16 protein-coding genes are annotated in these 16,923 nt (G+C 65.2%); 4 read left to right on the top strand and 12 right to left on the bottom strand.

What is annotated here, in order from left to right; translation table 11 throughout:
• Window positions 1-2: 2 nt before the first annotated feature.
• A complete protein-coding gene (locus OU800_RS01280; protein WP_268180563.1) occupies window positions 3-1,241 on the bottom strand; it encodes an MFS transporter in 1,239 nt (412 codons plus the stop codon).
• Between the two features lie 256 nt (window positions 1,242-1,497).
• Here OU800_RS01280 and OU800_RS01275 point away from each other — a divergent pair, with 256 nt between their 5' ends.
• Window positions 1,498-2,127 (top strand): class I SAM-dependent methyltransferase, encoded by a 630-nt coding sequence (locus tag OU800_RS01275; RefSeq protein ID WP_268180561.1) that lies wholly within the window; start codon window positions 1,498-1,500, stop codon window positions 2,125-2,127.
• Between the two features lie 6 nt (window positions 2,128-2,133).
• Here OU800_RS01275 and OU800_RS01270 read toward each other — a convergent pair whose 3' ends face one another.
• The 9 genes from OU800_RS01270 to dadA form a co-directional block, all read right to left on the bottom strand.
• Complete coding sequence (locus tag OU800_RS01270) at window positions 2,134-2,439, bottom strand: NIPSNAP family protein (protein WP_268180560.1); 306 nt, start codon at window positions 2,437-2,439, stop codon at window positions 2,134-2,136.
• A 106-nt stretch (window positions 2,440-2,545) separates the two neighbouring features.
• Window positions 2,546-4,687: an acetyl-CoA hydrolase/transferase C-terminal domain-containing protein gene (locus OU800_RS01265; RefSeq protein WP_268180559.1), complete on the bottom strand. Its 2,142-nt coding sequence runs from the start codon at window positions 4,685-4,687 to the stop codon at window positions 2,546-2,548.
• A gap of 203 nt (window positions 4,688-4,890) precedes the next feature.
• Window positions 4,891-6,201, bottom strand: coding sequence for an NAD(P)/FAD-dependent oxidoreductase (locus OU800_RS01260; RefSeq protein WP_268184440.1), 1,311 nt, complete (start codon window positions 6,199-6,201; stop codon window positions 4,891-4,893).
• 107 nt (window positions 6,202-6,308) lie between these two features.
• Window positions 6,309-7,676 (bottom strand): glutamine synthetase family protein, encoded by a 1,368-nt coding sequence (locus OU800_RS01255; protein WP_268180557.1) that lies wholly within the window; start codon window positions 7,674-7,676, stop codon window positions 6,309-6,311.
• Window positions 7,677-8,111: 435 nt separating this feature from the next.
• Window positions 8,112-8,534 carry a c-type cytochrome gene (locus OU800_RS01250; RefSeq protein ID WP_330221399.1) on the bottom strand — a complete coding sequence of 141 codons (423 nt, stop codon included), beginning with the start codon at window positions 8,532-8,534 and terminating at the stop codon, window positions 8,112-8,114.
• 192 nt (window positions 8,535-8,726) lie between these two features.
• Window positions 8,727-9,275, bottom strand: coding sequence for a cupin domain-containing protein (locus OU800_RS01245; protein WP_268180555.1), 549 nt, complete (start codon window positions 9,273-9,275; stop codon window positions 8,727-8,729).
• 107 nt (window positions 9,276-9,382) lie between these two features.
• The gene (gene alr / locus OU800_RS01240) at window positions 9,383-10,456 is read right to left on the bottom strand and encodes an alanine racemase (RefSeq protein ID WP_268180553.1); all 1,074 of its coding nucleotides are present in this window, start codon (window positions 10,454-10,456) and stop codon (window positions 9,383-9,385) included.
• Between the two features lie 271 nt (window positions 10,457-10,727).
• Window positions 10,728-11,075, bottom strand: coding sequence for a RidA family protein (locus tag OU800_RS01235; RefSeq protein WP_268180551.1), 348 nt, complete (start codon window positions 11,073-11,075; stop codon window positions 10,728-10,730).
• A 39-nt stretch (window positions 11,076-11,114) separates the two neighbouring features.
• Window positions 11,115-12,413 carry a D-amino acid dehydrogenase gene (gene dadA, locus OU800_RS01230; RefSeq protein ID WP_268180549.1) on the bottom strand — a complete coding sequence of 433 codons (1,299 nt, stop codon included), beginning with the start codon at window positions 12,411-12,413 and terminating at the stop codon, window positions 11,115-11,117.
• A gap of 156 nt (window positions 12,414-12,569) precedes the next feature.
• On the opposite strand from dadA, the gene dadR reads away from it, so the two are divergent.
• The gene (gene dadR / locus OU800_RS01225; RefSeq protein WP_197857795.1) at window positions 12,570-13,058 is read left to right on the top strand and encodes a transcriptional regulator DadR; all 489 of its coding nucleotides are present in this window, start codon (window positions 12,570-12,572) and stop codon (window positions 13,056-13,058) included.
• 61 nt (window positions 13,059-13,119) lie between these two features.
• On the opposite strand, the gene OU800_RS01220 is transcribed toward dadR, so the two are convergent.
• On the bottom strand, window positions 13,120-13,473 hold the full coding sequence (locus OU800_RS01220) for a YkgJ family cysteine cluster protein (RefSeq protein ID WP_074677774.1): 354 nt from the start codon (window positions 13,471-13,473) through the stop codon (window positions 13,120-13,122).
• Window positions 13,474-13,663: 190 nt separating this feature from the next.
• On the opposite strand from OU800_RS01220, the gene OU800_RS01215 reads away from it, so the two are divergent.
• On the top strand, window positions 13,664-14,965 hold the full coding sequence (locus OU800_RS01215) for an NAD(P)/FAD-dependent oxidoreductase (RefSeq protein WP_268180548.1): 1,302 nt from the start codon (window positions 13,664-13,666) through the stop codon (window positions 14,963-14,965).
• A 107-nt stretch (window positions 14,966-15,072) separates the two neighbouring features.
• Here OU800_RS01215 and OU800_RS01210 read toward each other — a convergent pair whose 3' ends face one another.
• Window positions 15,073-15,297, bottom strand: coding sequence for a DUF1127 domain-containing protein (locus OU800_RS01210; protein ID WP_268180547.1), 225 nt, complete (start codon window positions 15,295-15,297; stop codon window positions 15,073-15,075).
• A gap of 162 nt (window positions 15,298-15,459) precedes the next feature.
• On the opposite strand from OU800_RS01210, the gene OU800_RS01205 reads away from it, so the two are divergent.
• The gene (locus OU800_RS01205) at window positions 15,460-16,911 is read left to right on the top strand and encodes an aminotransferase-like domain-containing protein (protein ID WP_268180546.1); all 1,452 of its coding nucleotides are present in this window, start codon (window positions 15,460-15,462) and stop codon (window positions 16,909-16,911) included.
• Window positions 16,912-16,923: the final 12 nt, after the last annotated feature.

The raw sequence follows: 16,923 nt of genomic DNA, 5'->3' as shown, positions 1-16,923 counted from the left end.
GACTATGGTTTGTCCGGCGAAGCATCCTCGAAGCGATCCACCTTGCGCAGGCTCTTGAAACCGAGCATCCAGCCACCCGTCACCGTCAGGGTGCAGGCGCAGCCGATCAGCGCCGCCGGCACCACGCCGAACCAGGCGGCGCTGGTGCCAGCGCGGAATTCGCCCAGTTCGTTGGAAGAGCCGATAAACAGCATGTTCACCGCATTGACCCGGCCACGCATGGCGTCCGGCGTGGAGAACTGCACCAAGGATGAGCGGATATACATGCTCACCATGTCTGCGCCACCGGCCACCACCAGCGCGGCGAACGACAGCCAGAACAGGCTGGACAGGGCGAACACCAGGTTGGCCACACCGAACAGCGCCACTGCGCCGAACATCACCAGGCCGACATGGCGGTTGAACGGCTTCATGCTCAGGTACAGACCCACGGACACCTCACCGATGGCCATGGCGCTGCGCAGCAGGCCAAGGCCGGTCGGGCCGACTTCCAGCACCTCCTGGGCGTAGATCGGCAGCAACGCCACCACGCCGCCGAGCAGCACGGCGAACAGATCCAGCGAGATGGTGCCGAGGATGATCGGCCGCGTGCGGATGAAGTGAATGCCAGCGGTGAAGCGCGCCCAGGCGCTGGACTCCAGGGCCTGCATCTTCTCGGCATAGAGCACCGGCACGCGCTGTAGCAGCATGCAGCCGGCGAGGAAGCAGACCAGGCACACCGAGTAGGTCAGCCCGCCGCCACCGATGGCATACAGGCCACCACCGATCACCGGCCCGGAGATGGTCGCACCACGCATGATCATGCTGTTGGCAGCAATGGCCGCCGCCAGCCGCTCGCGCGGCACGATCTGTGGCAGCAGACTGGACAGCGCCGGCCCGGTGAAGGCACGCCCGCAGCCGTAGAGCACCAGCACTGCGTAGTACCAGGTGACCGGCGCTCCACTCAACGACAACCACAGCAGCGCCCCGGCACACAGGCCCTCGACCAACCAGCTAAGCATGAGGATTAGCTTGCGGTCGTAGCGGTCGATCAGGTCGCCGGCCGGCATCAACAGCAGCAACATGGGGATGAACTGCGCCAGGCCAACATAGGCCAGCGACAGTGGATCGCGGGTCAGGTCATAGACCTGCCAGGCCACCACGATGGCCTGGATCTGCACGGCGAAGACCACCACGATGCGAGCGATGAGAAATGGCAGGAAGCCGGGCAGGCGGTATACGGAGGCAGGGGCAGCGGACACGACAGATATCTCGGAAGCGTGACCGGTGGGTTCCGGTCGAGGTGAGCCGGGCAATCTAAGGCAAAGCCCAGGCCCGGAGCAAACGAACGAACAGGCTGTTGCACAGATTGCACCGATATGCGGTGGAATCTGTCATCTCCGTGGAGATGACGGTTCATGAACCGTGGTGGATCGATAGAGCGCGATCCACCCTACGCCTGGCCTACCCTGAGGCGCAGTGAAGGGGTTTAATGTCTCTTTTTGCCGGAACACCACCATGCCCCTGAGCCCTGAGCAACTCGCCCAGATCAGCGCCCTCACCCTGGCCCATTACCAGGGCAGCGCCGAGGACTTTCGCGAGGGCACCCGCAACCATGACGTGAGCCAGAACATCGCCGCGCTGCTGCGCCATATCGAGGGGGCCACGCCCTGGCGCATCCTCGATTTCGGCTGCGGGCCGGGGCGTGACCTGCGCACCTTCAGTGGCCTCGGCCACGAAGCCATCGGTCTGGATGGCTGCGCCGAGTTCGTCGCCATGGCGCGTGCCGACAGCGGCTGCCAGGTATGGCAGCAGAGTTTTCTCGAACTGGAGCTGCCGGCTGTGCATTTCGACGGCATTTTCGCCAATGCCAGCCTGTTCCACGTGCCGGATCAGGAGCTGCCGCGCGTGCTCGGCCAGTTGCACACGGCGCTGAAACCCGGCGGCGTGCTGTTCAGCTCCAACCCGCGCGGCGACAACCAGGAGGGCTGGAACGGCCCGCGCTACGGCAGCTATCACGACCTCGAACGCTGGCGCACCCGGCTCACCGCTGCCGGTTTCGTCGAGCTGGAGCACTACTACCGCCCCGCCGGCCTGCCCCGCGAACAACAGCCCTGGCTGGCCAGCGTGTGGCGACGGGTGGGATAACGCGGTTCAGCCAAGCACCGGGCGCATGAAGCTGCGCTCGTAGCTGATCACACAGCGGGTTTCCTCGGCGTACTGGAAGGCCGCCTGGCATTCGGCATCGGCGAAGGAGTCCTGCCGATAGCGCTCGTAGTCGGCCAGGCTGGGGAAGCTGAACAGCGCCAGGGCCACGTTGTTGGCCCCCTCCGATGGCAGGAAGTAACCGTGGTGCGTGCCGCCGAACTTTGCCACCAGGGGAATCCACAACTTGGCGTAATGCTCGAATGCATTGAGCTTGTAGGGGTCGATGATGTAGCGCAGGTAGCAGGTGATCATCCGGGTTTCCTTGTGCTGAAACAGGTCTGGATATGAACACATGCCGGGATCGAGCCGCCACCCGGTTTGCATCGGCCCTGCAGAATGCCGGGCCAGGGGAACAGCGTCAGCCGGCCCAGCTCCCGCTGGTCGCCTGCAAACCCGCCAACAGCAAGCGCTGATACAGGGTCTCGCGCACACCTTCCGGTGCCTCCAGGCTCATGCGCCGCAGATGCTCGGCGAAGGCCGCCGGCTCCGGGGCATCGAGGGTGGCCTTGCCCAGCTCCAGCACCTCGCTCAGGCGCAGTTTGCTCTTGAGCCAGTTGAGGGCGCGCAGCAGATCCTGCTCCACGGGGCTGAAGTCGCAGCCCAGAGGATATTCATCCAACAATGCCCCATGCCGTTCGCGCAGTTGCTCCAGACGCTCGGGCAGGTTGTGGGTGAAGCGCTCGTCCAGGCAAAAATCCTCAGGCAGCTTGCCGGCCTGTTTGGCCTGCTCGATCAACTGCGGCTGGAAGCGCGAGTCGCTGATGTTCAGCAGTGCCTCGATCACCTGGGCATCGGTCTTGCCGCGCAGGTCGGCGATGCCATACTCGGTCACCACCATGTCGCGCAGGTGTCGGGGAATGGTGGCGTGGCCATACTCCCAGACGATGTTGGAGCTGAGCTCACCGCCTGACTCGCGCCAACTGCGCAGCAGCAGGATCGAGCGCGCATCCTCCAGCGCGTGGGCCTGGGCAACGAAGTTGTACTGCCCACCGACACCGCTGAGCACCCGGCCGTCCTCCAACTGGTCGGCCACGCCGGCACCGAGCAGGGTCATGGTGAACACGGTGTTGATGAAGCGGGCATCGCGACGCTGCAGGCGCTTGAGCGCCTCCTCGCCGTACAGCTCGTTGATGTAGCGGATGCCGGTCATGGCGAAGCGTTGGCGCTCGGCGTCATCAAGCTCACGCAAGCGCTGATAGAAGCTTGCCGGGCCGAGGAAGAAACCACCATGTAACACCACCCCGGCGCCGGCGCTGCCGAGGCAGGCTTGCAGGCGCGCCTGCGTCTGCGGGTCGCGCAAATCCGCCGCCACGCGGCTGCCATCTGGCCAGTGCAGGTAGCCGTCCTGCCACTGCACATCGCCTTGCAGCAGGCCGCTGCCGCGCAACCAGTGCAGGTCGTCCGCCCTCAGTTGCGCCGGCAGCCCGATATCGAGCAAGGCCTGCACACTGCGCAGGCGGCCCTGCTCGTCCAGCGCACCGCTGTCGGCCAGACGTTGCAGGCGCAGATCCGCGTAGACCTGGCGCCGCACCAGACCGGCCTCGGCCAGGGCCAGCAGGCCGTTGACGAACATTTCGCTGCAGCCGTACAGGCCCTGGTCGAGGGGTTGCAGGCCGCCATTGGCGGTGATCGCCTGCGCCCAGTGTTCCGCACCAAGATCCTGTAACAGGGCGCGATAGCCGCTGTTGTCCTGCTGCCGCGCCATCAACGCCGCCGCCAGGGCATCCCCCATCGAACCAATGCCGATTTGCAGGGTGCCGCCATCGCGCACCAGGGTGCTGGCCAGCAGGCCGATGCAATGATCCTGCAGCGACACCGGCATGTTCGGTGTGGAGAACAGCGTGGTGCGCTCGTCCTCGACTATGTGAATGTCGAACGTCTCGCGCGGCACCTCGGCATCGCCCGCCATGTACGGCAGGTCACTGTGGATCTGGGCCACGCTGAGGATGGTTTCGCCGGCGGCGCGACGGCGTTCCAGCAGGGGCAGCAGGTCGAGGCTCACGTCCGGGTTGCAGCTCAGGCTGAAGTGCTCGGGCTGCCCAGCATCGGCAGCAACGAGCTGGGCCACCACGTTCAACCCCTTGGCATTCAGGTCACGGGCGACGTGGCTGTAGTTGCTGCTGATGTAATCCTGCTGCGCCGGCTCGCACTCCAGCAGGCTGCCCGGCTGGAAGAAGAACTGCTCGACCCTGACATTGGCCGGCAGCTTGTCGCCGTGCAGATCGGCGAGAAAATTCAGCTCGGGGTAATCACCGAAGACCCGCTCGACGAAGGGCTCGAGAAAGCGTTGCTGCAGCTCCTGACCAGCGCGCGGACGCGCCAGGCACAGCGCCGTATAGATGGTCAGTTGCCGCTCGGGCATCTGCCGCACCCGCGCATAGAGCGCGTTGACCCAGCGATTGGGCTTGCCCAGCCCCAGCGGCAAGCCGAGGTGGATGGGCCCGTCGATTTCGCTCAGTACGCAGTCGACGGCTTGCTCGAGGGTACAGGTGTACGGCATCTGGCGCTCCTCAGGACATCCCTGGCAATTGCGGCTTGGACTGCATCGTCAGCGTCATGGTTGCATGGTGACCCTCCGCATAGAATGGCCCTTGCGGCGCGAAAGCGCACAAGTGAGGTCACACCCGCAGGATGGGGAGAGTCACGCGATACCCGTCACGCTGCTCCGGGTATCGCTGCGCTCGCCCCAGGCTACGCCCCTTCTCAGCGCAGCTTCTCCAGCATCTGGTAGTACCACATGCCCGCCGCCAGCATCGGGTTGCCGAGCTGGTCGCCCAGCGGCACCTTGATGTGCTTGCAGGCGGCAAAGGTGTCGAACTGCTCCAGATCGCCAGTGATCGCCTTGGCCATGATCTCGCCCATGATATGGCTGGTCGCCACGCCGTGGCCGGAGTAGCCCTGGCAGTACCAGACGTTGCTCGACAGCTTGCCCAGTTGCGGGATGCGGTTCATCACGATGCCCATGGCGCAGCTCCACTGGAAGTCGATCGGCACGCCCTTGAGCTGCGGGAAGGTGCACTCGATGCACGGGCGCAGCTCGCCGGCGATGTCCCGTGAATCACGCCCAGAGTAGTTGGCGCCACCGCCGAACAGCAGGCGGCCGTCGCCGGTAAGGCGGTAGTAATCGAGCACGAAGCGGCAGTCGTAGACCGCCAGATCGAAGGGGTTGATTGCCTCGATCAGTTCGGCGCCCAGCGGCGCGGTGGTGACGATACCGCCCATGGCCGGGAAGATCAGGCCCTTGAGTTTGCGCCGCTCCAGCTTGTGATAGACGTCGCCGGCCAGCAGCACCTGCTTGGCCTCGATGCGCCCGCCGGTGGTGACCACCGCTGGGCGCGGGCCATGGACGATATCCAGCACCTCGGAGTGCTCGTAGATCAGCACGCCCAGGCTCTCGGCCGCCCTGGCTTCGCCGAGGCACAGGTTGAGCGGGTGCAGGTGCATGTTGCGGGTGTTCTTCAGCGCGCCGCAGTACAGCTCGCTGCCCAGTTGCGCACGCACCCCGGCGGCGTCGAGCAGGCTCACCTCGCCCTCCATGCCACGACGCAGCGCTTCCTCAAAGGAGGCCTTGAGCTCGTCCATGTGGCTGGGCTTCATCGCCGTATGCAGGTGGCCGTGCTTGAGGTCACAGGCGATGCCGTACCTGGCCACGCGGTTCTTGATGATTTCGTGGCCGCGCCAGCGCAGGTGCCAGATGAAGTCGTCCACCTCCTCGCCCAGGGTGTTGCGCATCTGCTTGCGCATGGCTTCGTCGCCGGAGAGGCTGCCGGTGACCTGGCCGCCGTTGCGCCCACTGGCACCCCAGCCGACCTTGTGGGTTTCCACCACGGCCACCTTGAGGCCACGCTCGGCCAGCTCCACCGCCGTGGCGATACCGGTGAAACCACCACCGATGATGGCCACGTCGACGGTCACGCTGCCCTGCAGCGTCGGGTAGTCGCTCTCGAAGTTGAGCGAGGCCGCGTAGTAGGACGGCGCACGCTCGGCGGCGGGTTTGACGGGTTGCTCGATCATGTTCATTGCAAAATCCTTGTGGCGGTTGCCGCCGTAGGGTGCGCCGTGCGCACCACAAATGGGGTCGGTGCGCACGGCCTAGACAGCCCCGCGGCGCCCTACGAATGTCAGGCGTTACTCAGATACCAGCGCCAGTCCTGCTCGCCGACTTCGCCCATGAACTGGCGGTATTCGGCGCGCTTGACCGCGAGATAAACCTTGAGGAACTCGGCGCCAAAGGCTTCGCGCGCCCAGCCTGAATCTTCCAGCGCCTGGATCGCCGCCGACCACTGGGTCGGCAGATGTTCCGTGGCCTGGGCATAGCCATTGCCCTCCACCGGTGCGCCGGGGTCGAGGCCTTCGCGAATGCCCCGGTGAATGCCGGCGAGGATCGCAGCGGCAGCGAGATAGGGGTTGGCATCGGCACCGCAGATGCGGTGCTCGACATGCCGGGTGTTCGCCGGGCCACCGGGCACGCGCAGGCTGACGGTACGGTTATCCACACCCCAGGTGGGCGCCAGCGGCGCATAGCTGTTGGCCTGGAAACGGCGGTAGGAATTGGCGTTGGGGCAGAACAACAGCAGCGAGTCGAGCAGGCAGGCGAGCATGCCGCCCACAGCCTGGCGCAGCAGCGGCGTACCGGCGGGATCTTCACTGGCGAACAGATTGTTGCCCTGCCCATCGGCCAGGCTGACATGCATGTGCATGCCAGTGCCGGCCAGGTGGTCGAAAGGTTTGGCCATAAAGCAGGCCTGCATGCCATGGGCATGGGCCACGCCCTTGACCAGGCGCTTGTAGCGCACCGCCTGATCCATCGCCGCCAGCGCCCGGCCATGCTCCAGGGTGATTTCCACCTGGCCGGGAGCGTATTCGGAAATCGCCGTGCGCGCCGGAATGCCCTGCGCCTTGCAGGCGGCATAGAGATCGCGCAGGAAGGGTTCGATCTGCTCCAGCTCACGCAGGCCGTAGACCTGGGTCTGCCGTGGGCGGCCGCCGTCGGCATCCAGCGCCGGCTGCGGGCGGCCCTGGGCATCGCGCTTCTGGTCGAGCAGGTAGAACTCCAGCTCGCAGGCCATCACTGGGTAGTAACCATCGTCTTCGAGCTGCTCGATCACCCGGATCAGCAACTGGCGAGGATCGGCCGGGGTGGCCGGCAGGCCTTCGCTCGGGTGCATGGACACCTGCACGGCGGCGGTGGGCATCTGCCGCCAGGGCAGGCGCACCAGGCTGCCGGGCAGCGGGTAGGCGCGGCAGTCGATGTCGCCCACCTCCCAGACCAGGCCAGTGTCCTCGACATCCTCACCCTGGATGCTCAGGCCGAGCATGGTGCTCGGCAGCGGCCGGCCGCTCTGGTACAGCGCCAATAGCTCCTCGCGGTGCAGCAGCTTGCCGCGCGGCACGCCATTGGCGTCGAGGATGAACAGCTCGATCAGTTCGATATCGGGATTGCTGGCCAGGAAATCCTGGGCTTCCTGCACAGCAGCGAAAGTCGTCATGTTGCGCTCGCTTGCGCCAGTGGGGCGCTCGGTGTCCGCACGGCCCGCTCGCTTCGCGAACGGGTTGCACAGGCAGACAAGGTGATAGCAGCGGCTGCGGACATGGCGCAGCCATCGGTTCTCAGCGGGCGGGGACGGCGTCCGGCGGGCGCGCGTGGCGGCAGTGCCACAAGGCCCAGAAGGCGAGGATGATGCTCAGCAGCGGGTTGAGCCGCTGCAACAGACGCCTGCGCGCCGGGGCGCGGTAGAGCGGAACATGGACTTGGCAGGCCAGGGAGATCATGGCTTGGCAGCGTCGCACAGGGTTTGACGTGCGTTAAATCGGGTTTTTCAAACCTTCGGATTGCAACTGGCTAAACAATCAACTCGCACACTGCCCGAACGACGCGCAGAAAAAAGCCGCCTCTGGGGCGGCTCTTCGTGGAAGCGTCGGGCTTACAGGCCAGACATCTTCTTGATCGCGGCGCGCAGCTCGTCTTCCGAGCAATCGGCACAGGTGCCTTTCGGCGGCATGGCGTTGATGCCGGAGATGGCCTTGGCCAGGATGCCGTCGAGGCCGCCCTGGTGGTCGGCGCGGTCTTTCCAGGCAGCGGTGTCACCGATCTTCGGTGCGCCCAGCACGCCGGAGCCATGGCAGGCGTTGCAGTGCTTGGCGATGATGTCATCGGCGCTGCGCGCACCACCACCGGCAGATGCGGCGACGGTTTCCACGCCCTTGCATTCCTCACCCATGACGCACACTTCACCGACCGGCTTGAGGCGTTCGGCAATGGCTTCATCGGTCGTGGCCTGAGCAGTCACTGCCCACAGGGCCAATACGACAGCCGGAGCTGCCAGCATGTTCTTCATCAGATTCACGGTACACCCTCTTCGTGGCTAGTCACGCCCGCGGCCACGGTTTCGCGAGCGGGCGACAGTATAACGATTAGCCAGCCTGGCTGAAACAACACATTTGTCGCAGGAAAGCAGCCATAAGTCTCAAGCCGCTAGCGAAACGGGTCGCCCCAGTGCTGCTACTTGCAGATTGAAGCTTGTGGCTTGTAGCTGCCTTTAAAAATTCGCCGGCGAGGTGGCGCTGATCAGCCGCGCGGGCACGTCGAAGGGATTGCGAAAGCGATGTGGCTTGCTGCTCTCGAAGTAGTAGCTGTCGCCCGGCTCCAGCACGAACACCTCGTTGCCGACGGTCAGCTCCAGGCGGCCTTCGACCAGCATGCCGGCTTCTTCGCCTTCGTGGGCATACATGTCGTCGCCAGTGTCGGCACCGGCCGGGTAGGTTTCGTCGAGGAAGGCGATGGCGCGGCTGGGATGGGCCTTGCCGATCAGCTTCATGGTGATGGCGCCACTGCAGATGTCGGTCAGCTCGGCCGCACGGTAGACCACCTGGGTCTGGTTCTCCTGCTCCAGATCGAGGGAGAAGAACTCCACCAGCGACATGGGGATACCACTGAGCACCTTCTTCAGCGAACTGATGGAGGGGCTGACGCTGTTCTTCTCGATCATCGAGATGGTGCTGTTGGTGACGCCCGCACGCTTGGCGAGTTCACGCTGGGATAGACCTTTGAGCTTACGAATCGATTGCAGGCGAACGCCGACGTCCAATGTGGTTGCCCTCCCTCAAGAGGTGGATACGGAAAAAGTGTCCGTATCATGGCATAGCGTTCGGAATTTACAACAGCAGCGTGCAGACTCCCCTACAGAAGGCGGGCTCAACCCCCGACATAGTGCAGCGGCGCCCGGCGCAGGTTGCAGAAAATCTGGTAGGGAATGCTGCCCGCCGCCATGGCCACCTCACTGGCCAGCACCTGCTTGCCCCATAGCTCGACCCGGCTGCCCAGGCCGGCCTGCGGCAGGTCGGTGAGGTCGACGGTGAGCATGTCCATCGATACACGGCCGATCAGGCGGCTGAGCTGGCCATCCACCGCTACCGGGGTGCCGGTCGGCGCATGCCGTGGATAACCATCGGCATAGCCCATGGCGACCACACCGACGCGGGTCGGCCGCTCGGCGATGAAGCGCGCGCCATAGCCGACCGGCTCGCCGGCCGGCAGTTCACGCACGCTGATGATCTTGGATTCCAGGGTCATCACCGGCTGCAGGCGCGCCGCCTGCTCCTGCGCCTGCTCGAACGGCGTGGCGCCATACAGCATGATACCGGGGCGCACCCAGTCACTCGGCACCTGTGGCCAGCCCAGCACGGCCGGCGAGTTGCGCAGGCTGACCTCGGCAGCCAGGCCCTCGCGCGCCTGCAGGAACACCGCCAGTTGCTCGGTCGTGCGCTCGCACTCAGGCTCGTCGGCGCGGGCGAAGTGGCTCATCAGCACGATCTTGCTGACCTTGCCGCTGGCCAGCAGGCGGCGATAGGCGTTCTGGTATTCGGCCGGGTGCAGGCCGACTCGATGCATGCCGGAATCCAGCTTGAGCCAGAGCGTCAGCGGCCTGCTCAGGCGCGCCTGTTCGATGGCCTCGATCTGCCAATGGGCATGCACCACGCACCACAGGTCATGCTGGTCGATCAGTGCCAGTTCGGCGGCCTCGAAAAAGCCTTCGAGCAGCAGGATAGGCGCGCGGATACCAGCCTCGCGCAGCGCCAACGCCTCTTCGATGCAGGCCACGGCGAAGCCATCGGCCTCGGCTTCCAACGCCTGCGCACAGCGCACTGCACCGTGCCCGTAGGCATCGGCCTTGACCACGGCCAGGGCACGAGCGCCGCTCAATTCTCGGGCCAGCCGGTAGTTATGACGCAGGGCATCGAGGTCGATCAGGGCACGGGCGGGGCGCATGGTTCGCTATTTCTCACTGCTTCGCTGGTTTCGTAGCCCGGATGCAATCCGGGGCCTTGCAATTGCCATCCCCGGATTGCATCCGGGCTACAGACTATAAAAAAAGCCCGGCGGGGAACCGGGCGAGAAGCCAACACAAAAAATTGTCTGGAACAATTTTTGACGTCGCTCTGCGACGGCCCGTAAGGGCGGCAGCCAGGGATGGCAGGCCGCAAAAAATTGTCCGTGACGATGTTCGACGTCGCCCCGCGACAGCCCGGACGAGGCCGCCTCAGACAGCCGCCACCACACACATCTCCACCAGCACTTCGGGCTTGTACATCTGCGCCTCGACGCAGGCGCGCGCCGGTGCGTTGCCCTCGGCGACCCAGGCGTCGTACTCGGCGTTGAGGCCGCCGTAGTCGGCCATGTCCTTGAGGAAGATGGTCAGCGAGAGAATCTTGCTCTTGTCGCTGCCGGCCTCGGCCAGCATCTTGTCGATGTTGGCCAGGGTCTGACGGGTCTGCTCGCGGATGTCGCCGCCGAAGTCATCGGCCAACTGGCCGGCGAGGTAAACGGTGCCGTTGTGGATCACCACTTCGCTGTAGCGCTTTTCCACATGCAGGCGCTGGATCGACATAGGGGTAAAGCTCCTTCGATTACAGGGGCACGCAGGCTATCAGGTACGCAACGGCTGCGGTGCGCCGTGCACTTCACGCGCCTTGCGCGAATAACGCGAGATATCCAGGCCGTCGGCGCTGATCTGCGGGCGCTTGTTGGCCATCAGATCGGCGAGCAGGCGACCGGAGCCGCAGGCCATGGTCCAGCCCAGGGTGCCGTGGCCGGTGTTGAGGAACAGGTTGCGGTAGGCGGTGGCGCCGACGATGGGGGTGCCATCGGGGGTGGCCGGACGCAAGCCGGTCCAGAAGTCGGCGCGCTGCAGGTCGCCGCCTTGCGGGTACAGGTCGGCGGTGATCATTTCCAGGGTTTCGCGGCGACGCGGGTTGAGCGACAGGTCGAAACCGGCGATCTCGGCCATGCCGCCCACACGGATGCGATTGTCGAAACGGGTGATGGCCACCTTGTAGGTCTCGTCGAGGATGGTCGACTTGGGCGCCATGTCCGCATCGACGATGGGCACGGTCAGCGAATAGCCCTTGAGCGGGTACACCGGGGCGCGGATGCCCAGCGGCTTGAGCAGTTGCGGGCTGTAGCTGCCGAGGGCGAGCACGTAGCGGTCGGCGGTTTCCAGCTTGCCGTCGATCCACACGCCGTTGATGCGCTCGCCCACGGCGTCCAGGCGCTGGATGTTCTGGCCGAAACGGAACTCGACGCCGAGCGCCTTGGCCATGTCCGCCAGCTTGGTGGTGAACATCTGGCAGTCGCCGGTCTGATCGTTGGGCAGGCGCAGGGCACCGGCCAGCTTGTGTTTGACGCCAGCCAGCGCCGGTTCGACGCGGGCGATGGCGTCACGGTCGAGCAGCTCGAAGGGCACGCCGGAGGCTTCCAGCACGGCGATGTCCTTGGCAGCGGCATCGACCTGGGCCTGGGTGCGGAACAGTTGGGTGGTACCGAGCTGGCGGCCTTCGTAAGCGATGCCGGTCTCGGCGCGCAGCTCGTCGAGGCAATCGCGGCTGTACTCGGACAGACGCACCATGCGCTCCTTGTTGATCGCATAGCGGCTGGCGGTGCAGTTGCGCAGCATCTGCGCCATCCACAGGTACTGGTCGACGTCACCGGTGGCCTTGATCGCCAGCGGCGCGTGCTTCTGCAGCAGCCACTTGATGGCCTTCAGCGGCACGCCCGGGGCGGCCCAGGGCGAAGCGTAGCCGGGGGAGACCTGGCCGGCGTTGGCAAAGCTGGTTTCCAAGGCCGGGCCATCCTGGCGGTCGACCACCACCACCTCGAAGCCCTGGCGGGCCAGGTAGTAAGCACTGGCGGTACCAATCACACCGCTGCCGAGAACCAGAACACGCATGTTTTTCTCCCCGCCGCGCCCAAGGCGCGTACGTTACAGGCCATTGTTGTCGATGGGCGCAGTATAGGAAGAGCCGTGCAGTGCTTTTCACCATATACACAGCTATATTTGGCGAGAATTCTCGGCAAAAAGCCGTTTTACAGAGGCGGATTCCCCATGAGAACCCAGCATCAAAGCCGTCGTGAACTGGACAAGATCGACCGCAATATCCTGCGCATTCTGCAGGAGGACGGGCGCATCAGCTTCACCGAACTGGGCGAGCGCGTGGGCCTGTCGACCACGCCCTGCACCGAGCGCGTACGCCGCCTGGAGCGCGAAGGGATCATCATGGGCTACCACGCCCGTCTCAACCCGCAGCACCTCAAGGCCAGCCTGCTGGTGTTCGTCGAGATCAGCCTGGACTACAAGTCCGGCGACACCTTCGAGGAATTCCGCCGCGCCGTGCTCAAGCTACCGCACGTGCTGGAATGCCATCTGGTGTCCGGCGACTTCGATTACCTGGTGAAAGCGCGCATCAACGAGATGGCCAGCTACCGCAAGCTGCTCGGCGACATCCTGCTCAAGCTGCCGCACGTGCGCGAGTCGAAGAGTTATATCGTCATGGAAGAGGTGAAGGAGAGCCTGGCCTTGCCCGTGCCGGAGTGAAGCAGCGGCAAGCTGCAAGCGACAAGCCTCAAGTTGAAAAGTGGCTAGCCCCGTAGGGGGTTTACACCAAGCGCTGCCGGGTGGTGGCGATCAGGCGGTGCACCTGGCGCTCCACCGCCGGCTCGATGGGCTGCTCCGGCCCACGTCCATGCGGGCACGGCAGGTTCGGCGTGGTGCCAAACAGGCGGCAGATCAGCGGGCGCTGGTCATACACCTCGCAGCCGTTCGGCCCCAGGTGCACGCAGTTGTACTCGGCCAGCGCCGCGTCGTGTTCGGCATCGCTCTTGACCGGCAGGCGCGCCAGCTCCTCGGACGAAGCCGTGACCGGCCCACAGCAGTCATGGCAGCCTGGCACGCAGTCGAAGCGCGGAATCTGCCGGCGCAGGTGGTCGATCTTGCGGTCGGTGCAGCTCATGTTCGGTGATCCTGAAACGGAACCGACAGTCTAGCGTAGCCCGGATGCAATCCGGGGCCGCTCATTGCCGAACCCTGTCTGCGCGGCGACGGACGAAACCACAGGCATTTTCCACTAACCTCTTGGCGCACTGCCGCTACCGCGCTTATTCTGCGTTGAATTTTCCACACAACCATTCAGGATTTCGCACATGAACGCCCGCGTTCACCAGCCTCAGCATGCCGCGTCCTACTATGCCGCCAGCGTCAATCGCCAGTTGGCCTACCCGCCGCTGCAAGGCGAGGTGAAGGTGGACGTGTGCGTGGTCGGTGGCGGCTTCAGCGGCCTGAACACGGCCATCGAACTGGCGCAGAAGGGTTTCAGCGTGGCTCTGCTGGAGGCCCACAAGATCGGCTGGGGCGCCAGCGGGCGCAACGGCGGGCAACTGATCCGCGGCGTCGGCCATGGCGTCGAGCAGTTCGAGTCGGTGGTCGGCACAGAAGGCGTGCGCCAGTTCAAGCTGATGGGCCTGGAAGCGGTGGAGATCGTGCGCGAGCGAGTGGCACAGTTCCAGATCGACTGCGATCTGACCTGGGGCTACTGCGACCTGGCCAACAAGCCCGCCCACCTCGATGACTTCGCCGCCGACAAGGCCGAGCTGGAAAGCCTCGGCTACCGCCACGAACTGCGCCTGATCCCCAAGGAGCGCGTGCACGAGGTGGTCGGCTCGGACAACTACCACGGCGCCATGATCGATACGGGCTCCGGCCACCTGCACCCGCTCAATCTGGCGCTCGGCGAAGCGGCGGCGGCGCAGTCGCTGGGCGTGCAACTGTTCGAGGATTCGGCCGTCACCCGCATCGACTACGGCAACGAAGTGCGCGTGCACACCGCCAACGGCCAGGTGCGCGCCAGCACCCTGGTGCTGGCCTGCAATGCCTACCTCAATGGCCTGAACTCGCAGCTGAGCGGCAAGGTGCTGCCCGCCGGCAGCTACATCATCGCCACCGAGCCGCTGCCCGAAGAGCAGGCGCGGCGACTGATCCCGCAGAACATGGCGCTGTGCGACCAGCGCGTGACGGTGGATTACTACCGCCTCTCCGCCGACCGCCGCCTGCTGTTCGGCGGCGCCTGCCACTACTCCGGGCGCGACCCGGCGGATATCGCCGGCTACATGCGGCCGAAGATGCTCAAGGTGTTCCCGCAACTGGCCAACGTGCGCATCGACTACCAGTGGGGCGGCATGATCGGCATTGGTGCCAACCGCCTGCCGCAGATCGGCAGGCTCAAGGATCAGCCCAACGTGTTCTACGCTCAGGCCTATTCCGGCCATGGCGTGAACGCCACGCACCTGGCCGGCAAGTTGCTCGGCGAGGCCATCGCCGGCCAGGTTGGCGGCGGTTTCGAGCTGTTCGCCAAGGTGCCGCACATGACCTTCCCCGGCGGCCGCTACCTGCGCTCGCCCTTGCTGGCGCTGGGCATGCTCTGGCATCGGTTGAAGGAAGTGCTGTAAGCGAGGTTTGGCAAGCGCCTGATAGGCCGCCTGGTGGGTTACGCAGCGCACGAACCTGGCCGTGGCTGTCAGAGCGGTGCACGGCGCTGCTAACCCACCCTACGATGTCAATGCCCCAACATCTTCCACAGCGGCAAGTACGCTTCGCGATTGGCTTCGGCGCGGGTCAGACCGATGTCGGCCAGGGCCTCGTCGCTCAGGTGGCGCAGCTCACGGCTGGTGTGGAAACGGCGCCAGACGTTCGTCCAACTCCACCCCTGCTCAGGCTGGGCTGGCGCCTCACGCAGGCCGATGCTGCCCGCTCCTCTGGCTACCTCGTCGATCACACGCATGGCTCCATCCTCCTGGTGCGTTCATGGGAAACCAGCATGCACCGGGCAGAAAAACCATGACAGATTCAAAAAACCTCTATTAACTCCATACAGAACGGCTCCAATTCCATCTGCATGGCGGAATAACGGCCAATCTGTACTGGTTTGGCGGACGAGGTTGCCATGACGCTGTACCTGAACCTGGCCGAAGAGATCGGCATACGCATCAAGCAGGGGCTTTACCGGCCGGGTGATCGTCTGCCCTCGGTGCGCAACCTGAGCCAGGAGCACGGCGTCAGCCTGAGCACGGTGCAGCAGGCCTACCGCCTGCTGGAAGACCAGGGCCTGGCCACGCCGCGCCCCAAGTCGGGCTACTTCGTCTGCGCGCCGCGCCAGGCACCAGCGCTGCCGCAGATCAGCCGGCCGGCGCAAAGGCCGGTGGAAGTCTCGCAGTGGGATCACGTGCTGGAGCTGATCAGCAGCACCGCCCAGCCGCACGTTCTACAGCTAGGCCGGGGCCGTCCGGACATCAGCGGTGCCACCCTCAAGCCGCTGCTGCGCAATCTCTCGCGCCAGGCGCGGCGCCAGGAGCCAGAGGTGCTCACCTATGGCGACATACGCGGCGAGCTTCGCCTGCGCCAGCAGATCGCCCGGCTGATGCTCGACTCCGGCTGCCGCCTGGCCGCCGAAGACCTGGTCATCACCACCGGCTGCCATGAAGCGCTGTCGGCGGCGATCCGCGCCATCTGCCAACCAGGGGACATAGTCGCGGTGGACTCGCCCAGCTTCCATGGCGTGATGCAGGCGCTCAAGGGCTTCGGCATGAAGGCCCTGGAGTTGCCCACCGACCCGCTCACCGGGATCAACCTCGACGCCCTGGAGATGGCCCTGGAGCAATGGCCGATCAAGGCCATCCAGCTCACGCCGACCTGCAACAACCCGCTCGGCTACATCATGCCCGAGGCCAACAAGCGCGCCCTGCTGGCGCTGGCGCAGCGCTTCGACGTGGCCATCATCGAGGACGACGTCTACGCCGACCTGGCCTACAGCTACCCGCGCCCGCGCAGCATCAAGTCCTATGACGAAGACGGCCGCGTGCTGTTCTGCAGCTCCTTCTCCAAGACCCTGGCCCCCGGTCTGCGCGTGGGCTGGATAGCACCGGGGCGCTATCTGGAGCAGGTGGTGCACATGAAGTACCTGGGCACTGGCAGCACCGCGCAACTGCCGCAACTGGCGCTGGCCGACTACCTCGCCGATGGCCATTACGAACCGCACCTGCGGCGCATGCGCGCCCAGTATCTGCGTGGCCGTGATCTGATGGTGGACTGGGTCAGCCGTTACTTCCCGCCAGGCACGCGAGTCAGCCAGCCACAGGGCAGTTTCATGCTCTGGGTGGAGATGCCCCAGGGCTTCGACAGCCAGAAGCTCAATCGCGCCCTGCTGCCACACAGGATTCAGGTGGCACCGGGCAGCATCTTCTCGGCGGCGGGCAAGTACCGCAACTGCATCCGCCTGAACTACGCCGAGCCGCCCAGCGCGGCACTCGAAGCCGCCGTGCGGCAGATCGGCGCGACCATCGCCGAACTGCTCGAAGACAGCGAGCTGGAGCAGTCACAAGCGCTAACAGGCCGTTGAAAAACGTAGGCG

Origin of the sequence: Pseudomonas sp. GOM7 (assembly GCF_026723825.1) — a bacterium.
Lineage (GTDB): Bacteria > Pseudomonadota > Gammaproteobacteria > Pseudomonadales > Pseudomonadaceae > Aquipseudomonas.
The sequence above is the reverse complement of the archived record's forward strand: the minus strand, read 5'-3'. Positions and strand labels throughout refer to the sequence as shown.

What these genes read in the sequence shown, in the direction of transcription:
- OU800_RS01215 (WP_268180548.1), top strand. Translation starts at nt 13,664, where the DNA reads ATGAACGCCCGCGTTCACCAGCCTCAGCATGCCGCGTCCTACTATGCC.
- OU800_RS01275 (WP_268180561.1), top strand. Translation starts at nt 1,498, where the DNA reads ATGCCCCTGAGCCCTGAGCAACTCGCCCAGATCAGCGCCCTCACCCTG.
- dadA (WP_268180549.1), bottom strand. Translation starts at nt 12,413, where the DNA reads ATGCGTGTTCTGGTTCTCGGCAGCGGTGTGATTGGTACCGCCAGTGCT.
- OU800_RS01265 (WP_268180559.1), bottom strand. Translation starts at nt 4,687, where the DNA reads ATGCCGTACACCTGTACCCTCGAGCAAGCCGTCGACTGCGTACTGAGC.
- OU800_RS01235 (WP_268180551.1), bottom strand. Translation starts at nt 11,075, where the DNA reads ATGTCGATCCAGCGCCTGCATGTGGAAAAGCGCTACAGCGAAGTGGTG.
- OU800_RS01210 (WP_268180547.1), bottom strand. Translation starts at nt 15,297, where the DNA reads ATGCGTGTGATCGACGAGGTAGCCAGAGGAGCGGGCAGCATCGGCCTG.
- OU800_RS01205 (WP_268180546.1), top strand. Translation starts at nt 15,460, where the DNA reads ATGACGCTGTACCTGAACCTGGCCGAAGAGATCGGCATACGCATCAAG.
- alr (WP_268180553.1), bottom strand. Translation starts at nt 10,456, where the DNA reads ATGCGCCCCGCCCGTGCCCTGATCGACCTCGATGCCCTGCGTCATAAC.
- OU800_RS01220 (WP_074677774.1), bottom strand. Translation starts at nt 13,473, where the DNA reads ATGAGCTGCACCGACCGCAAGATCGACCACCTGCGCCGGCAGATTCCG.
- OU800_RS01270 (WP_268180560.1), bottom strand. Translation starts at nt 2,439, where the DNA reads ATGATCACCTGCTACCTGCGCTACATCATCGACCCCTACAAGCTCAAT.
- OU800_RS01255 (WP_268180557.1), bottom strand. Translation starts at nt 7,676, where the DNA reads ATGACGACTTTCGCTGCTGTGCAGGAAGCCCAGGATTTCCTGGCCAGC.
- dadR (WP_197857795.1), top strand. Translation starts at nt 12,570, where the DNA reads ATGAGAACCCAGCATCAAAGCCGTCGTGAACTGGACAAGATCGACCGC.
- OU800_RS01260 (WP_268184440.1), bottom strand. Translation starts at nt 6,201, where the DNA reads ATGATCGAGCAACCCGTCAAACCCGCCGCCGAGCGTGCGCCGTCCTAC.